Below are 18,131 nucleotides of genomic sequence, written 5' to 3'. Positions count from 1 at the left end.
CACTTATATGCACATTAAGATTAAAACCTCCCTAATCGGCACTTCGCGAAAAGGGAGGTTTGTTTGAATGGAAAATGCCGGGCAGAACAGCCCGTCTCCTGAGCCATCTCTGCAACCTTGAAGCTGTTTTTGAACACTATTTGTTTGCTGCGGTGTGAATGCATCACCCCTTTAGGGCGCCCCGTCGTGCCTCCTGTATAAATCAGTACAGCCGTATCTTCGGCACCTGCATTCACCGATTCTGTGGGTCGAGATGAGAATAACCGTTTCAAAAGCGTTGGCAGCGATCTGCTAACCGAATTCTCCTCATGTGTTGTGAACCATTGTGGACTATATTCCAAAAGATGGATTAACGTTTTCACTTTCTCGAGGTGATGTTCATCATGAATAATCATGTGCGGCTCTGCATCCTGCAGTATGGCGGTCAGTTCAGAGACGGTTAACAACGGAGAGGGCACAAGCGGTATGGCGCCGACCGCAACCGCCGCATATAGCGCGACCACAAGTGCGGGACTCGGGTCACCTAACAGGGCGAAACGATCGCCTGCGCGAAGTAGATACACATCTAATCGGTAATCGGACTATGTTCTTGTCCTTAGCTTGGGACAAGAACTTGTACCGATAAAATAAAAAAGCCGCTGAAATAGCGACTTCGATGGGCCATGTTCTTGTCCCTTGACATCAGATTTAGCCAATTCGATCTTTTGGTCCTCGTATGCTGATGACTATTTTTTTAAGAAATCACATAACTATTCAATGTGAAGGCAGCATTTCGCTGACCTAATCGATATTGTTATGAGGAATCAAGTATAGATTTAACCATGCTGAGGTTAGATCAGCTAAATAAATTTTTGGATGAACTCTGTAAAGTTTGAGGCAATATAAACACCCTGAGAATCGGCAGAACGTATCGTTTCTATGTAAATAATACTAGGATGAGGCAAGCTGCTGAAATTAAAGCAAAACAGGTTACCCTCCTCATCTATAGCAAAAGGAAAATGATTAAGAGGAAGACTGCTCTTTTGCTCATTATATACATCTAATATATCAAGATCATCAAATGCGATGAAGGTTAAGAAGGAAGAAAATATAACTTTCTTTCCATTGATATTCAACGTCCGTTGTACAGGCTCTGCACCGTGGTACTTTTGAATAAAGTTAATGTACTCTGAAGGAAACTGTATACCCCATTTTTTTTCTACTAACCTTACTGCATGCATATCAACAGAAGAATACTCCGTACTCCAGGTATTATTATCGACCATATGTTCTACTCCCTTTATGATTTAAACTAACTAAATCTATTTTACCCAATTGATATCATCATCTGACCAGTAGGTGCTCCAATCGGGGTCATCCACTTGACTAACCTGGATAATTTCTCCTGTATCATTTCTTCTAACAACATAACCACTATCTTCGTGATAATATACTGTAACCGGTACATTCTTCTGCCCTTTTCTTTGATCAACCCAGTCTACAGTACCTGCCGGCTCATTTATAGCTTCACTCAGTCGTTGATCATTCCAGCCACGTTCAGTAATTTGATCTGCAATACTTTTACCACCTCTTTTTGTAGGCTCTTGGCTATAGTGATAGGGGGATCCAGAATAAAGGTTACAAGCTGATCAAGTTCGCTGTAACTCATTACGCAACCTTGGTGCAGGAATGCTGGTGCCTCTGGATACAGACCTGCTGCTCGTGGCAATCGTTCCGATAAAAGCATAATGTCCCCCTAAAATTTAATATCCTTTTAATCCTACAAGGATAATTTGGAATAAATTGAAAATAACACAAAACAACCAGATCATCTATATATTTACGATTTATTGATTTATAACCAAAACCTTTTGGGAACCTGCAGCGTTTATTTTACAAACTTGCTAAACACCCAGCAGCCATAGAAAGGAGGCATTAAGATACCGAAGCCGAAGAATGATAAGATACACCCGTTAACTGCTGTGTTTATGTTCTCAACGTTCTTTCTGATTGCAGCGTTCTCACTCATGCTCATTTCAGGCTGCGGCTCTAGCGAAAACAGTGCTGCGAGCCCACCACCCCAAATTAAACCAAGTGCTGCGCAGACCCATGAGTACCTGTCCATTACCAATACCGAGTACGTGAATGAGACCGATCAGAGCGATGGAATGACCATGAACGTTTATACCTATGATTTGCAAACCAAAGCTCTCACCAAAATGACTGATCTGCCCTATAACTCGCAATATCCTTTAACGGTCGTTTCTCTGGCGGATAACACTACGTATTATTCGGGTACTGGCCAAAATAAAGGAGATGAGTTATTTGCTTATGATATGAAAACACATCAGGTGAAGCAGTTAAGCTCTAATCTCTTTGCTGTGAATGCCATCATCCCGAATGTCGCTGAGCATACACTCATGTTGGCTGCTGTGAAGCAAGGAGAGCGCCCGGTAAAAGTCATGTTTCTGGACCAAGATACACAGGAATTGACGGTTTTACATGAGCAGGATTCGGATACGACCACATGGGACATTGCGTATGATCCCAAAGCCGGAAAAGCATATGCCATTCAATACTCCGAGGAAGAACAGTATCAGCAGATGGAAAAGTCAAATCAGACCCAAAAACCGATGGTTCCTCCCCGTCATACCATCATTGAAATCGATCCGGAAACGAAACAGACCCGGAAAATATTCGAGCTCCAAGATGAACAGATTCTAACTTTATCTGCAAGAGGGGATCAGCTCCTTATAGCGACTGCCAAATATATTAACAAAAGGCCGATCCGATACAGTCTGGTAGATGTGAAGACCGGTAAGCGTCAGGAACTTAAACTCCCAATCAAGGCAAGCAGTGAGTTATTCCTGAACAACGAAGGAGACGGCTTCTATTTTCTAGGCGAAAAAGGAAACGGCAGTTCAGAACGAGGCATTTATTTCTATCATATGCAATCAAAAAAGATCGAGACGATCTTCCTGCAAAACAAAGGCTTCATCAACAACTTCATGCTCCTGTCTGAGCCTGTCCAAAAATAAAACTTGCTCTTTCCGCCTGCTGCATATAGCGAACCTGCAGAACATTCAAAAAAACCTCCCATGTCCACTGTTCTGGATGGGAGGTTTACGTGTGTACCTGTGTGAGAGTTTGATCGCTGTGCAGCAATCACGTTAAATCTTCTTTCTTCTAACTTGTTTTAAACCTTGCCGATTCCTCAGCCAGCCGCTTCGTCAAGGCGTCAATCGTCTGCACCAGCTCGGCCAGATGCCCGGTCATGGCAGACTGCTCCTCCATGGTAGCAGTGACTTCCTCAATGGATGCGGACACTTCTTCACCTGAAGCCGACAAGCTCTGCGCTGCGCTCAGGACCTCGTCCTTGTCCCTTTCAATGGACTCAATCTGGGAGGCAATGGCCTGCACTTGCTCCATCATACGCTGCATATTTTGAGTCGCGAATTGGAACGTATCTTTGGTCTGTATGACACTGCTTTTATGCTGCTTCGCAATCGCTTCAATCGTCTTCACACTCTGGTTATTTTGCTCCACATGTTCAATCGTCTGCATAACGATTCGGTTAATATCGTCGGATTGTGCGGTTGTCTGTTCTGCCAGCTTACGAATCTCGGAAGCCACCACAGCAAATCCCCGCCCCTGCTCGCCTGCTCTCGCTGCTTCAATGGATGCATTCAGTGCGAGCAGCTTGGTCTGATTGGCAATTTCGGTAATGGTGCTTGTAATCTGCTGAATACCCGACGAGCTCTCTGCGAGCTGTACGGTTATGTTAGAAATATTATGAACCTCTGCTTCGTTCCGGTCATTCACAGCGATGAGCGCATCGATGACTTCATGATTATTTTGGAACGCATCCGTAAGTTCATCGGCCTGTGCCATGACGGATTGGGATATTTCATTCACGCTGACGATTTTACTGCCCACATTCATGAACTGATCCACAATCGCCTCGGTATCCTTCGCCTGTGATTCCATCGCGCGTGAGATCTCAAGTGCCGTGGCTGATGTATCGGTGATGGATGCCGATGTCTGCTGCGCAGATCGATCCAGTTCCGCAGTGCTTTGATTCAGGACACCAATAGAAGCATTCATACTGGCAATCAGCTGCCTGTTCCCCTCGGTCATGGTGTTGAAGCTGTCAGCCAGTTCTCTGAATTCTCCGCTGTATTTCTCCTTCGCCTGTACCGTTAAGTCACCTCCAGCCAGTTGTCTAAACAGCGCTGTAATGGAAGCAACCGGTCTCGTCATCACCCGTGAGAGCAGAATGCCAACAATGACTGAGAAGGCAATAGAGCTGAAGAGAACGATATACATCTTATTCGCCATGCTGGTTAAGGGCTGATTGACGTCTACATATGAATCTTCTACAATAACCGTCCAATCCGAACGTGGGATTCTGGAATAAAATACAACTTTTTGGTCACTGCTTGCCTCGCCGTGAAACAGCTTATCACTTGAGTCCAGATCAACAATGGACTGGTATTCTCCCGATTCGAGCGGTTTGCCCGCAAGACTCTCGTCTGCCGAATGATACAGAACCATGCCAACGCGATCCAGAATGATGACTTTGCCCTCGTTGTTGATTTTGACATTTTGAAATTGATTTATGAAAAATGATGTATTTGCTGTAGAAACGAGTACCCCTTCCACTTCTTTCTTATCATTATAGATTGGAGACGCAAAAACGATGCCCAGCGTACCCAGTGTCTTGGAGATCATGCCTTCACTGATGACCGTGCGTCCCTGAATAGCTTCCTGAAAATATGTACGATCCGCTCTTTCCCCACCCAAAGATTCCGGGTCACTGGCTGCTACCACTTTACCGCTGCGATCCAGCAGCGTTAGAATGCTGGTTCCCTCCATACCGGTCAAACTGTCTGCCAATATGCCATTCGCTTTGTCCACCAGCTCCTGGTTGTCTGAGGTAAATGTGTCATCATTCTGAGCCTCAGCCGCATTGCTAATTTCAAGTAAATCTCTAAATGTACGATGAGTCGTAATGAGAAACGTTGACTGCTGCTCCAGACTAAGTGAGGTAAACAATCCTTCGCTGATCCGATCTGAAGTCGATCGAATTTCGTCTTTGCTTTTAACCATCGTAATGCCTTCGGCCACCTTATAACACAGTACAGCCGTTACAGTCAGCACAACACAGACGAGAAGACTGATCATTAACGGTAATTTGATTCGAAAAGACATATTGGTTATACGCTGCCTTGCCTTTGCAAAAAACATAAATACTTCCACCATCCATCCTCATTTGTGTAGAATCCATATAATATGCGCTATTTTAATATCGGTTGTTATTAAATAATCGTCCAGTTATAAAGCGCTTGCATAAAAAAATATCAGCCTAAGGTTTATATGCAGGACAAAAGTCGTTTGAATGGATTAGCAAAAGTGGACTTCAGGGTAATACAAAATATAACATTATCATCGTATAATGGATGAACTACATATTGTGAAGAGAGAGGAACGATATTTTTATATGAAAATGCCCACTTTATTAAATGTCATCCGTGCCCTTCTGGGACTGCAGTCCATCTTCATTGGCATTTCCATGGCATTCCTGGTTGCAGATGTATTCCGCAGCAGTGCGGATTACTCCGCATTTCCGCTATTCGATCAGGTCGCCTACTTTGCCAACATTGCGCTTCGAATCATTTTGATTCTGGCTCCCCCGCTCCTGACGATCATGTATATCTCAGGACAGAGCTATAAGCTGACGATTACATTCATGAGTCTAACCCTGTTCTTCACTGTTTTGTTTATTCCAAGCCTTCTCGTCCTGCTGCACGTTTTCATGCTGCTCACCCTGCTGCTTCATCAGCCCAGCAAAATGTATCTGAAGCAGGAAGGTTCTTCGCGAGAGTACAACCAAAAGGATCTGCGATTATAGCTCACATCGATTGTGGATGGCAGCTGAACGAAGCTTAACTTTTCAGGATATAGACAGCGAAAAAACCTGCCGGCAAAACGGCAGGTTTTTTGGGGTGGAATATGCATTAAATATGAAGATACTTACAGACATGGACAGTGATGCGTATTGTTTCATGCATCCCATTATCGTTAGGCTGTTAGGAAAGCTCCGCAATTCGCTGGCTAATGCGCGGGAACAAGCCAAAGGCATTCTCATAAAAGACTTTCTCATGATGCTGCTCCGGCACCAGTCTGCGCACAAATTCAGCATACAAGTCGATCGGGGCCAGCGGCCAATCGGTACCGAACAGCATCTTCTCGTAATGATCCGAGTAGACCAAGGCTCGGCGGAAATGATCCATGAATAACGGTTCGTTCATAAAGCGTTCGAAGTGAGGCCGATCTCCGACCACCAGTCCTGACAAATCCGCATACACGTTAGGATTTTTTGCCACTACCTCGGCCGCATCCATCACCCAAGGATCGCCCAGGTGGCAGATCATAAAGTTAACGCCCCGCTGCTGCAGGGCAAGCTCGTCCACCGTTAACGGATGCGCGTATTTAAGCAGTCCGTTCATCGAGTAGGTGTCTCCGGTATGGATGACCACAGGCAGATTGTATTTTGCCGCCAGTTCATAGACCGGGGTATAGATTTTGTCATACACATAGTGATGGTAATATCCGGCATACAGCTTGATTCCCGCAATCTCGGGCAGCTGCAGTCTGGCTTCGATCCGGTCCAGCTCATCCTGAGCATGCTTGCCGTCCAGCCGGTTCGGGTTAATCCCGACACATTCCATCAGAAACGATGGAACCTGTTCTTCCAGGTCCAGCCTCATCGGGTTAGGGGAACTGGAATCCGGGAAAGCCCCCTTTGTCTGCTCGCTGACCCCCATGCCGATGCCAAGGATAACATCATTTCGGTCAAATTCCGCTTTGAGGCCAGCCGTGCTGTAGTCTACTTTGGACAAATCAATTGCGGTACGGTGAAAGCTGTCGATATCCGACAGATGAATATGAATATCAATGATGGGCATCGGAGTCCTCCTCTTCGCTTGTCGTTGTTACAAAGTTGAGCTTCAACAGATCATGTACATCCGCCGGTTGAAGCGGGATCGGCCCCAGCACAAGATATGTCGGCTCCGTCCAGACGGTTTCTCCGTCTTTCAACGTAAGCTCATGCGTTACGTTATGTCCGGTCACCAGATTGTTGGCAAAAGCCCAGGCACTCTGATTAGGGTAACGATTAATCGCATGCAGCATGTTATGCCGTGAAGTAGAGCCTGTTCGAAAAATATTCCGTAATGGCAGGCCGATATCCACCTTCCCCAGCGGGAAACGGTCCTCGTTCGGCTGCTCGATCCAGCCTTCTGTATACGCATCCGCAGGTTTGAAGAAACGCGCTTCTGTAATCGTGTAATTCGCGCGTGTCAGACCGCTCTTGTTGGTTACAGAAACTAACGTACACAGCACCGGAACACCCGGCAGCATCAGATAATGCTGCTGAACCGTCATTCCCCGATTCGCTTCATGTTTGTCGATGCAGATACTCGTTTTCATGCCTTTCCAAACATTGCCGAATTGATCCTCTTGTTCCGACCACGATATACTCGTTTGCTCCAATTGACGACTGAACCCATTCATGCCCGGAATATCGACAGTCATTCCGCCATACCACGGATTCCACCATGAACGAGGAGCAGGTTCAGGATAGGAGCTGTCCAGCCATTCCTCTCCCTGAACTTTCAGTGAGTGTATTACACCAGCGAAAGCCGGATCAGCCGTAATGGATAATACACCATTGTTTACGGTATACAATGTCCCTGATTCCGCTGCTCCCTCTTCAATCTTCTGCTGGACTTCCGACCTTGTCTGTGGAAACCAGAGGGCTGTTCGCTCCTGAATTCGGTCTTCTCCACGATATACACCGCGTACTTTCCAGCCGCCGATGTGCTCAGGCTGGTCAGGACGGGCTGCGGACTCTGAATGCTGCAGATCACGGAGATTCCCTGCCGTTCCAATGTCCTTGGGCGCAAACTCCAGCTTGGCTGCGTCCAGATGTTCTGCCGCATCGAACGCTATCGTACCCGCCTTCATTTCCGGTTCGCCACCCTGCTGCACATACAGTTCCAATGTACCTGCAAGTGGAACAAGCTTACGTTCGTTCAGCTCTGCCTGAAGTACATCCGGGGTAAATGGATTCCCGCCATTCAACGTCACATCCAGATGACTATCCAGCATCGGGATGGTCTGATTCGGTTGTTTACGGGCAAATGCACGGAAATCCGACCATTTCCCAAACGTATTCAGCGCAAACACCGTTTCCTTGGTATGTACCGAAGCTCCAGCCTTCAAGCGTCCAAGCTCATGCTGCAGTCCCAGTGTATATTCAGGTTTAATCAGTTTCAGCGAAGGGTCCCAATAGATGCCGCATGTCCCGTACTCTTCCTTGCAGAACAGCCAGTTCTCTGTAATCTGCCCACTATCCCAGTGGTTTGGATCTCCAGCGTAGTCATCACCCATATCCACAAAACGGCCTTGGTATGGTAATATGAGCCCGTTTCCATAGAAGCCGAAGTTATCCATCAGGAAGAGTTCTTCTTCCCATGCCGTATCACGTGTATTTACAACCTCATGAGAGAACGTGGCCATTCCGCTCGCGGACAGCTTGGCAATCGTTTTCAACAGCAGTCCCGGGAAATTTTCCAATTCATAGACCGCCTCAAGAACCTGATAACTGCCCTCTGCAGCAATGTTCACTTCTTTGGCTTCTTTTCTGGACAGCTCTTCCGAATACGGCTTACCCAGCTTCGGATAGTTCCACCAGAACGAATGACGCGACCCGGGGTATTCAATCCACATGACGTTATCATGTTTGTTCATATGAAGAGAAAATGCACCGTTCACGACAACCCACTGGCCGTTTGCCTCCCCGCCGTACCTGCCTTCGATGCCCTTCATCAGCACAGACAGTTTTCTTGTAAAAGAAATCTCCGATCCCCCTGCCGGAGCAGCGGTAATCTCAATGTCCTGTGCATAGATGCCATACGTATGCAGCGTAAATGGAACGGGCACAGAGCATTTCCCCTTTGCGGGCACCGTAAAGCGCAGCCTGCGCTCCGTCCAATCCAGGAATTCATCTGCAGGCAGCTCCAGATTGAATTCCGTTTCAGCATCCACATTGTTTTCCACATTCAGCAGCAGTTCTGCCGGGACACCCGGATACAGCTCCTTCACAGGCAGCACAGATGTGATTTTGGCAGGAAATTTGGGGTGGATACCGAGCCGGAAATGAGCCTTCTTCCCGTTAATAAGCCAGGTACTGCTGATGACCGGATGGGTTTTGTTTTTGTCCTGTTCTTCTGTCACCGGATCAAGGTGAAATACTCCATCTACCGTGATCATTTCACCCGGCTGCACCGTCTGCACGGTATGCAGAGCAAAACGGATGTTTTTGTCATCCTGTCCGCTGATCTCGATGGCAAGAGCGGCAGCTGATTTATTTTGGATATGATAACGCACGGGATAACTTGAACCAAACACCAGATTATGCTCGTCAACTTCGGTGTGAATTTCGTAATCCGGTGTTTCGATCGCGGCCAGTCCGCGGCCTGTTTTTTCAAAAGATACCCGAAGGGAAGTGTCTCCTTTACTCCAAGAGTAGTCAAAGTAATCAAACCCCTGATGCTCACGTCCATCCGGTTCAATAACAAGTTCACGCGTACTGTCCGCGTACCAATCCAGTGTTTCGAAGTACGGCGCAAGTGCCTCCGTCTGCAGCACCGTCGGGATAAAGTTCATCAGGTGTACGCTCTCGTCTTTTTTCTCCCAGAAAAATCCGCACTTCTTGTACATCGGCACCGCCTTGGTATTACCCGGCCAAGTGAACAGATCCAGACGCGGCCACCCGGCCTGCACCGTTTTCTCCACTGCCTTCAAAATCAGATTACGGCCAATTTTGTAACCATGGTAGTCCGGGCGCACGTTAAGCAGGGGTACATATAGTGCATTCTCGTCGAATCGATAATGGGCAAAGCTGCAAAAACCGACGACCTCTTCGTTATGAATCGCCAGAAACACGTGAAGATTAGAGGAGTTCTCCATCTCTTGGCGAGTGGCCTCCTCTGTTCTCTGCCTTGTGCCGCCTCCCCAGCTCTCATTGCTTCGATTCCACATCTCTGCCACACTGGCAGCGTAAGAATGGTCGTATTCAACAATCTGAATCTGATCGATGATGGGTTGTACGCTCATGTTCTGCTCTCCTTCTCTATATGTATAGGATGGTCTTCATAAACAACTAACTGGCCTTCTTCTGATCGCCGCAGAACTAATCCAGGCCCTGTGCGGCAAATCTAGCGATAGTCTTATCATACTATAATTGGAAACATTTTCAGAGCGTCTTTGTCTCCTAGATTCATATTGGGTCCAGAACGATTATAAGTAATAAGAAACCTTAGACCATGGTGGTCCGTATGTACCTTTGGACTCCTGCAGGGCTTATGTACAGGCTAACATATCCCGTGTTGACCGGATAAAATCGGTGAATCTGTGAGTTTTGACAACCGTCGTTCGTACTTGTTACTCTGAAGAGAAAGAGATGCCTACTTATATCAAAAATAGATAGATTTGTGGAGGGAAAGCATGACGGAGTGGATTACGCAATTTATACTTTTCTTTAAGGATTTGTCGTACGCAGGTCTTGTTATCGCGTTGTCGTTTGAATTTGTCCCTGCTGAACTGGTGCTGCCCATGGCGGGATATTGGGTATACCTCGGAGATATGAAGCTGTGGCTGGCGATCCTGGCAGGAACCGTTGGCGGCACATTCGGTCCCTTGACGTTGTATGCTCTCGGACGTTACGGCGGCAGACCGATGGTGGAGAAGTACGGCAAATACTTCCTCATTCGCCCTCACCATGTGGAAGCTTCAGATCGATTTTTTGAGAAATACGGCAGCGGGGTCGCGTTCTACGGACGCTTTGTGCCCGGCATTCGCACCGTCATCTCCATCCCCTGCGGCATGGCCAAGATGAACGTATTCAAGTTTAGTATCTTTACCTTTCTTGCCATGCTTCCGATCACATCCATTTACGTCTATCTCGGCTACAAACTGGGCGCACAATGGGAAGAAGTTGGCGACGTCGTTAAACCGTATGTCATCCCGGCAGGCATGATCTTCCTGATCGGATTCGGCTTGTATATGCTACTGAAACGTTGGAAAAAAAGACCGGCTTAGGCAAGATGAAGGCTTGTTGAAGTAAGGAAGGTAGATTTAAAGCCCCGCGATCATCACGATCGACCGGGGCTTTTGGTTTTAAAATTGCGTTCTTGCTGTTATTACTCATCTGAATAGAAGTAAAGCCCCACTGATTTCCTAGAAATGAGTGAGGCTTTATAAATTATAGATTATAGAGGTACTTAATCACGAAGTACTTTATCGGGATAACATTACTTTTTCAGAAAGTAAATGTCTCGATTGCTCCCGCCTGAAAAGGAGGTTGAGCCGCTTCACGTACTCGAACTGAATCCCCCGTTTCGAACGGAACGGTTTGGTCGACGAGCAATGGAGTCCATTCTCCATCATTCTTCGAGTATTCAAGTGTCGGTAAAGAGGTGGATATTGAATTGTTCAAATTCATCACATGAACTTCGGATGTGAATTTAAACTCTTTTGCTGGAGCAGCATCCAGATATTGACCACCTTTCTCACGAACAAGAACGGTGAGATCCCCTGGAAATTGTTGTGGGTTCTCTTCGCTGTACGTGGTCCACGTCCTGCCATCATCCACTGAATATTCCATTGCAGAGGACATTTCTGAGGCAAAGAACATATTGCCGGCATCATTGTGACTAACAAACATTTTCACATTATCTACAAAATCAACAGTTTTCACATTACCCGCAGGAACTTGATTGTCCGGATCAGCTTTCACACGTACTCGTACGTATATATCCCCTGGGAAAACAGGTGGATTGGCTTCATCATACGTGATCCAGGACTTTCTTCCATCAAGTGAAAATTCCATACTTGCATTGGCTCCGACCAAAATATTTTGTTTTTCATCCGCTTTGACCTCTGGTTCCTCAGGAGCAGAAGGCAGCGTATCTTTGATCGCGATAGAGATCGGTGCTGTATGAATTCCATCTTGCAGCACAGCTTGAATCAGCAAATGAGTTGCTCCTTCAGGAATGGACGTCCCTTGGGGCAGCGTATAGCTGTTTCCGTCTGACTTATCCAATGTCTTGATTGCAGCCAGGCTTCCCCCCGTATTTCCCCACATCAGCTGATAGGAAACGACTGCAGTGTCATCTGTGCCTGGTGTCCAATTAATTTCCCCTCCAATCGTTCCTGCAGCTCTATCCGTATCAACAAAAGAAAGAGATAGGGGCATAGAGGACGATTTGGTGTAGGCCAACTCGTAAGCATGACGAATCTGTTCAATGCTTATAAATTTGTTTTCCGGTAAAAGACTGCGCTCACTTAGGATCATTTTAGCAACTTCGGTTCGAGCTGCTTGGTTCATACTGCTGTATTGCGCTGCATCAATATGGAGTGTATCCGCATACCTTATCAGATAAGATTCTGTGATGGAGTTCGTTCCGGCATAATTGAAGTTATGGATCACACCAGCTTCGGTATTGGACGGTGCAGGGTACTGCTGGTTAGTCGTCTCAATAATCTGTTTAACATCACTGAATGTGCTGTACTGGCCAGCTTTTTCTGCCAAAGCCTTCTGATAATGCTGTCCGTTAAATTCAATCAAACCCAGTTCCCTTTTCAATTCAGAGGGGTAGGCTCCAAGGATATGCATGACATCTTCAGCCTTGGTTGGGTCGATTCGATTGCCCGTTTCGATGGATAATTGCTTCGTGATCAACGAGACAACATTTGGCCCCGAGTAACTGCCATGTCCCCCGAACGAACGGGAACCACTTCCATCTGAATCTTTAATAGTCAACGCATTTTTAACATAAGTCCAATCGAAAGAATAAGACGTCCCGTCTCCCAATGTTACCGGGTCAAAATTCACATTAAGAATAGGCATTTCCGGAATGGTTAGATCCCAATGGATCGATTTGATCTCAATAAATCCATATCCATAGTTTCGCAGGCGACCATCCTTAAAGATCGCAGCCGGGTTAGTCGTGGTTGTTGCTGGAGGTGTGAGTACACCCGTAAACTGAATCCTAATCTGGCTCAGGTTCGATTTATCGTATGGAAGGACATCGCTGTCATTGGCACGATAATTCATAATCGAATGAATAAACATCGGCTGCGTTTCCTGACCCGTCTCTCCATTTTTGAAAATGGTATAGATATGATAGGTTTTGGATGGCTCAAGTCCTTCTACTTTGTACGTCACAGGTTGATTCGCTGTCACCGAAAACATGCCATGGGTTGAAGGCAAGTTATCAGGAAGTGATCCATTCTTCACTTGTTCCGCTGTAGGACGTACACGATCATCGGCACGAACAGCCATGTAATAAACTGTACCTGATTTATTTGTGGTCATCAGACCAACAGCTGCATTTTCTGTACGGTCCTGATAACTCTTGTACGTATACGGATACCATGATGTCGGATCTGGATTCGCAGGAGTTGATGGTGTACCCGGATTGGAAGGCGTCCCTCCTCCTGAATTCCCTGTACTTCCTCCACTGCCTCCACTAGCGGAAGAATCACTTCCTCCAGAGCTTGGTTGTACGAATGTCGGATTGCTTACACCGTTAATCGTAGCGATTTGCATTTTGACCTTATCGTAGTTTGCAATGACTTTTTCGGGTGATACTCCCTCTGGCAGAACCAAGCGTTGAATGGAAGCATTCGTTGGAATCGATACTTGGCTGGCACGATCCTTAATTGTTACAGTTCCTATCGTTCCTGTACCTTGCAGCGCGATGGTTCCTGTACCTTTAATGGTGAGTGATTCTATACGCCCTGTTCCAGAGATGCTTGTTTCCTTACTACCTGCGATAATCTCCAAGTTACGGATGTGCGCATATAATGAAGCGTTGTGAACTCCTTCTCCTACCGTTACAGTATCATATGTGATGGATTCATCTCCCCACAACCCCGCAAGCTTGGAGTCAATATGAACCTCTTTAATGACCGTTTTGTTTAAGGATTCAACCCGAACATCTTCCTTGCTGATATTCATTTGCTGAAGTGACGATTGGTCGAATACAACCGTGTTGTCATCTCCACCCTTTACATAAGTTGTCCCTTTAACGGTAACTTTCTCCGCGTAAAAATCATTCTCAAGTTCTTTTGAAATTTCCAGATCACCGCTAATATTGAGGTTCCTGATCGTTATGTAGTCTGCTGCAGCTCTTACGTTACCCGCTATAACCGCTTGTCCACCATCGAGTACGACGTTCCCTGAGAACTCTTTTTTCCCTGCCTCTGCTGCCAGACCTGGCGCAACCAGTTTGAGCTCTAACACTTTGGTGATCTGCTCATCTACCGTTTCCATTCGGACTCCGGCATTCGCAAGTGCAGCTGCATTTTTAGCCTCAAATAACGGTTTTAATGCTTCGGCTACCCCATATTGCTTATTTCCAATCGTAACTGTACCGTTTTCTACTTTCTGGATGGTTTGCAGCTGACTGCTTGCCACCGTAGAATCTATTCGTACTAGAATAGCAGCTAGTTCTTGCCGGAGCACAGGCTGCTGAGGATGAAAGCTGCCGTTATTGCCTGTCATCAGACCGGACGAGACAACAGATGTTACCGATTTTTTAGCCCACGTTGATATCTGCTCATTGTCTTTAATCTTCGACAGCTCTTCAACCTGATCTTGCGCTGGATCTGTTTGAGTTGCTCTAACCAATATGGAAGCCAGTTCCTCCCGTGTAACGACAGCTTGTGGACGAAACATTCCACTTGGATCTCCATTCATCCATCCCGCTTTTTGCACGGCTTCAATCGCACTTGCACTCCATGAACCGGGAGACACATCCGAAAACTTAGAAGCTGCATGTTCACCCAGTTCAAGCCCCATAAGTTTGGCAATTGAAACGGCTGCCTCTTGACGAGTAACCTGCTGTAACGGATGAAAGAACCCTTTAGGGTCTCCACTCATGATCTTTTTCTCTTGAGCTTCAAGTATAACCGCCTTAGCCCAAGGCGAAGCCTGTTCAACATCTTTGAACGGAAGAGAGGATGCTGCCGATACGTTGGACTGCATGGCTGTGCTTAGCGTAATAACTATCGACGCTATAGCTGCTGCGCCCATTTTTTTTGAAATATCCATAAAGCCTCCTATTAACACTTAAGTCTTTTCTCCTGATTTTTGTATATTTTTGAATCAAAAGACCCATTCATCATAATATGTAATTCGACTTATAACAATATGTGATTTCCAAAAAAATCATTTAATTATGGGAATTTATCGCACTGGAAAAGGGCCAGCGCCTTTCTCCTTATCTGTTGGTAACGTTGTGTCTACTACTTTCTCAGCTGAAATCTCTTCTAAAGTAGGTTGGGGGCAGAGACTGCTGCAAAACTGGGAACAACCTATCAGGGAACTCACACCTACAAAAAGTCATCTGGCCTCATTAAAATCCCTGCAAACAGAACATATACGATTTATTGTGCCCCAACATATAGCTACTGATATTTTAAATACGAGACAAGGTCTATTTCCAAATTCTCATATTGGCACTTACGAGTATAAAGAACCAACATCTTTATACTTTTACTGGAAAGATACCACTAGTTGGTAACTAGACACGATTTTATATTATTGGTAGTATAATAGCGCATACATTAGCATGATTATATTACCAAAGGAGAAATTAACTTTGAAAAGTAAAATGAATTCCTTGTTGGCACTTATCATTTCTCTCGTCTTACTTATTCTTGGATTTCTATTCATCGTCCGAAGTACGGATTGGGGTATGGACAAAGCAATGTTGGTATTGGCAAAATATCAGAATGTAAAATCAGACACGACTGATATTTTTGGGGATTTTATCAAATCAGAGATTTGGTCTTACAAAATTGAAGGAATTCTATTCATTTTACTTGGAATGTTAGTGTTGAATTTAGCAAATACATCACGAAGCAAATAACACTTTGTTAGTTGGAGGTTTAGATGAGCCATATTCGAGGAATTGTTTTGGAGGGTTATTCACATGCAGGAAAGACATCTGTTCTAAAAGCATTGAAGCAGCTTCATGCAGTCGATGAATCATCAGAGCGAAGTATTATTGTGCTCAGTGAACATTATTCCCAAATATTAAACAATGTCCATGGAGAATATAAAAGCTTGAATCGTGATGAACATCTTAATTTGTTGAAAGAACGGATCAGCATGTTAAAAAAGCTAAATGATTGGGCAGCATATTTAGGTCCAGAGGCATCTAATGCGTCTAGAGGAATATTCTTTGTGTTGGAAAGGTTTCATTTGAATCATAGAGCGGCTTTCTCCACCGACCCCGTACACGAGATCGAAAACATCGAAAATGAATTACTTCAGCTTGGGGCGCAATGCGTATTACTGACCGTTTCATCAGAGAACATCGAACAACGAATGCAGAGCCGAACGCCTCACGAATGGAAAAACAAGACACAAGATGAAATTCGAAGATCGGCCAAAGATTTTTTACATACTCAATCAGAACTTCGTAAACAGTCAGCTTTGTCTCTCCTGCCAACAATCGAAATAAATACAGATCACAAAGATTGGACGGCATATGCAAAAGAAGTATTGAAACGACTAAGCTAGTTTAGAATTAGTTTGAAGAATTAAAAACTCCTTCCCCAAAAAGATAGGGAAAGAGTTCCAATTGAGAATTCAATGATTCAGGAACTAAATCAGTTCACGCCTTCTTTTCAAATAAACGTACAGCACCACACCAGACGCTGCACAAATGACCGCACATAAACCAATGAATCCATACCCTGCCTGTAGTCCGCGCAGCAAACCGAGCTGCGTGGTGGCACCGTACATATTCTTCACACCTTCAATGACCCAGCCTATTATATAGTTGCCGATGACACTGCCCACCCCCATGAGCGTTACCGTAAACGTAATTGCCGTATCACTGCCGTTCGGATATCTGCGCGCGATAAAGGCCATCACCGTGGGATAGATCATCGCAATGCCTGCGCCCGATATCGCAAAGAAAATCGCCAGACTCTCTCCCCCTGCAAGTGCCACAAACGTACATACCGCCGAGAAAGCCGAGAACAAAATCAACGAAAGTACAAATCCGATGCGATCCGTCAACGGGCCAAGCAGCAGACGTCCAAGCGAGAATGTGAGGAAGAATGCCGACAATAATCCCGAAGCTTTAACCGTGTCCCATGTGTATGCTTTCTCCAGGAAGTTAACAAGCCAGCCTCCGACCGCCAGTTCCGATACCACGCCAAAAGAAAGAATAAGCACCATCAGCCACAGGGCCGGATCACGTGTTAACGTCTTAAGCGAGGTGCGATCTTCATGGGCAAGATCATCCCCGGGAAATTTACTGCGCAGTGCCGCAATGATCGGCAGCAGGCAGAGTGACAACATGACCAGATACATGCCGCGCCAGTCCAGCAGATGCCCAAATACGGTAAGAGACATGACACCTGTCGCCAGCAATGGCGCCACCGTTGAACTGAGTCCGTAGAAGAAATGGGACAGGTTCATCATCGTGCCTGTATTTTTCACAAAAATCCGCGCCCCGAGAATTGCCAGCGCAATCTCCAGCATCCCGTTACCGATGTACATGAAGAAGTACGATGACGCAAAGAGCGGATACGTATGCGATACATAGATGAACACACCCGACAGAATCATCGAGGCAAATGAAATAATGCTGACCGCCTTAATGCCCCATTTGCGAACCAGTATAGCCGTGAACGAGCAGGCGATCAGATATCCCAGAGCGTTCAGGGACAACAACGTTCCGAGCTGTTTCTCATCCAGATTAAAGTCAAATTGAATGCGCGGAATGGCCGGGCCCTTAATATTTTCCGAGATGCCAAATACGATAAATCCAAGAAAGATCGTTGCCAGCTGCATGGCGTACAGCTTGTTAAACTTTCGTTTGCTGCCTTGTGTACTTGCTTGCTGATTCAAAATAAGTTCCTCCATTGTGTCCAGAAAAATGGTTACACGCTCTACCTCCGATTGCAGTGCCATCTTCCGCCCGCTGTTATCCCTGTATTTTTATGAATTTCTTTCTAAAGGTGAAAATACAGTGATAAAGGCGTTCTCCAGATTGGCTCTG

General features: G+C 45.8%; 14 protein-coding genes. 5 read left to right on the top strand and 9 right to left on the bottom strand.

The window, feature by feature from the left end; translation table 11 throughout:
* Positions 1-20 precede the first annotated feature (20 nt).
* The 4 genes from ABXS70_RS04290 to ABXS70_RS04275 form a co-directional block, all read right to left on the bottom strand.
* A complete protein-coding gene (locus ABXS70_RS04290) occupies positions 21-563 on the bottom strand; it encodes a class I adenylate-forming enzyme family protein (protein ID WP_366294104.1) in 543 nt (180 codons plus the stop codon).
* Positions 564-839: 276 nt separating this feature from the next.
* The gene (locus ABXS70_RS04285; protein WP_342552315.1) at positions 840-1,265 is read right to left on the bottom strand and encodes an SMI1/KNR4 family protein; all 426 of its coding nucleotides are present in this window, start codon (positions 1,263-1,265) and stop codon (positions 840-842) included.
* 36 nt (positions 1,266-1,301) lie between these two features.
* Positions 1,302-1,502 carry a colicin E5-related ribonuclease gene (locus tag ABXS70_RS04280; RefSeq protein ID WP_366296536.1) on the bottom strand — a complete coding sequence of 67 codons (201 nt, stop codon included), beginning with the start codon at positions 1,500-1,502 and terminating at the stop codon, positions 1,302-1,304.
* Positions 1,503-1,510: 8 nt separating this feature from the next.
* On the bottom strand, positions 1,511-1,726 hold the full coding sequence (locus ABXS70_RS04275; protein ID WP_342552316.1) for a hypothetical protein: 216 nt from the start codon (positions 1,724-1,726) through the stop codon (positions 1,511-1,513).
* A 241-nt stretch (positions 1,727-1,967) separates the two neighbouring features.
* Here ABXS70_RS04275 and ABXS70_RS04270 point away from each other — a divergent pair, with 241 nt between their 5' ends.
* Positions 1,968-3,017 (top strand): hypothetical protein, encoded by a 1,050-nt coding sequence (locus ABXS70_RS04270; protein WP_366294100.1) that lies wholly within the window; start codon positions 1,968-1,970, stop codon positions 3,015-3,017.
* A 148-nt stretch (positions 3,018-3,165) separates the two neighbouring features.
* On the opposite strand, the gene ABXS70_RS04265 is transcribed toward ABXS70_RS04270, so the two are convergent.
* Complete coding sequence (locus ABXS70_RS04265) at positions 3,166-5,226, bottom strand: methyl-accepting chemotaxis protein (protein ID WP_366294097.1); 2,061 nt, start codon at positions 5,224-5,226, stop codon at positions 3,166-3,168.
* A 253-nt stretch (positions 5,227-5,479) separates the two neighbouring features.
* Here ABXS70_RS04265 and ABXS70_RS04260 point away from each other — a divergent pair, with 253 nt between their 5' ends.
* Positions 5,480-5,890 (top strand): hypothetical protein, encoded by a 411-nt coding sequence (locus tag ABXS70_RS04260; RefSeq protein ID WP_366294094.1) that lies wholly within the window; start codon positions 5,480-5,482, stop codon positions 5,888-5,890.
* A 178-nt stretch (positions 5,891-6,068) separates the two neighbouring features.
* Here the strand turns inward: ABXS70_RS04260 and ABXS70_RS04255 are convergent, their stop codons facing one another.
* On the bottom strand, positions 6,069-6,947 hold the full coding sequence (locus tag ABXS70_RS04255; RefSeq protein ID WP_342552320.1) for a TatD family hydrolase: 879 nt from the start codon (positions 6,945-6,947) through the stop codon (positions 6,069-6,071).
* A complete protein-coding gene (locus tag ABXS70_RS04250) occupies positions 6,934-10,161 on the bottom strand; it encodes a GNAT family N-acetyltransferase (protein WP_366294091.1) in 3,228 nt (1,075 codons plus the stop codon). Before ABXS70_RS04250 ends, ABXS70_RS04255 begins: the two co-directional genes overlap by 14 nt.
* 390 nt (positions 10,162-10,551) lie before the next feature.
* Here ABXS70_RS04250 and ABXS70_RS04245 point away from each other — a divergent pair, with 390 nt between their 5' ends.
* Positions 10,552-11,145, top strand: coding sequence for a DedA family protein (locus ABXS70_RS04245; protein ID WP_366294088.1), 594 nt, complete (start codon positions 10,552-10,554; stop codon positions 11,143-11,145).
* Between the two features lie 220 nt (positions 11,146-11,365).
* Here ABXS70_RS04245 and ABXS70_RS04240 read toward each other — a convergent pair whose 3' ends face one another.
* Entirely contained in the window at positions 11,366-15,163 is a 3,798-nt protein-coding gene (locus ABXS70_RS04240) for a DUF4073 domain-containing protein (protein WP_366294085.1), read from the bottom strand.
* A gap of 550 nt (positions 15,164-15,713) precedes the next feature.
* On the opposite strand from ABXS70_RS04240, the gene ABXS70_RS04235 reads away from it, so the two are divergent.
* Together ABXS70_RS04235 and ABXS70_RS04230 are read left to right on the top strand one after the other, a co-directional pair.
* Entirely contained in the window at positions 15,714-15,983 is a 270-nt protein-coding gene (locus tag ABXS70_RS04235; protein WP_342552324.1) for a hypothetical protein, read from the top strand.
* 23 nt (positions 15,984-16,006) lie between these two features.
* Complete coding sequence (locus tag ABXS70_RS04230; protein WP_342552325.1) at positions 16,007-16,639, top strand: DUF4515 domain-containing protein; 633 nt, start codon at positions 16,007-16,009, stop codon at positions 16,637-16,639.
* An 84-nt stretch (positions 16,640-16,723) separates the two neighbouring features.
* Here ABXS70_RS04230 and ABXS70_RS04225 read toward each other — a convergent pair whose 3' ends face one another.
* Positions 16,724-17,923 carry an MFS transporter gene (locus ABXS70_RS04225; protein ID WP_342556418.1) on the bottom strand — a complete coding sequence of 400 codons (1,200 nt, stop codon included), beginning with the start codon at positions 17,921-17,923 and terminating at the stop codon, positions 16,724-16,726.
* Positions 17,924-18,131: the final 208 nt, after the last annotated feature.

It is taken from the genome of Paenibacillus sp. AN1007, assembly GCF_040702995.1.
GTDB lineage: Bacteria > Bacillota > Bacilli > Paenibacillales > Paenibacillaceae > Paenibacillus.
Note: the sequence above shows the minus strand (reverse complement) of the source record. Positions and strands in the feature narration are given on the sequence as shown.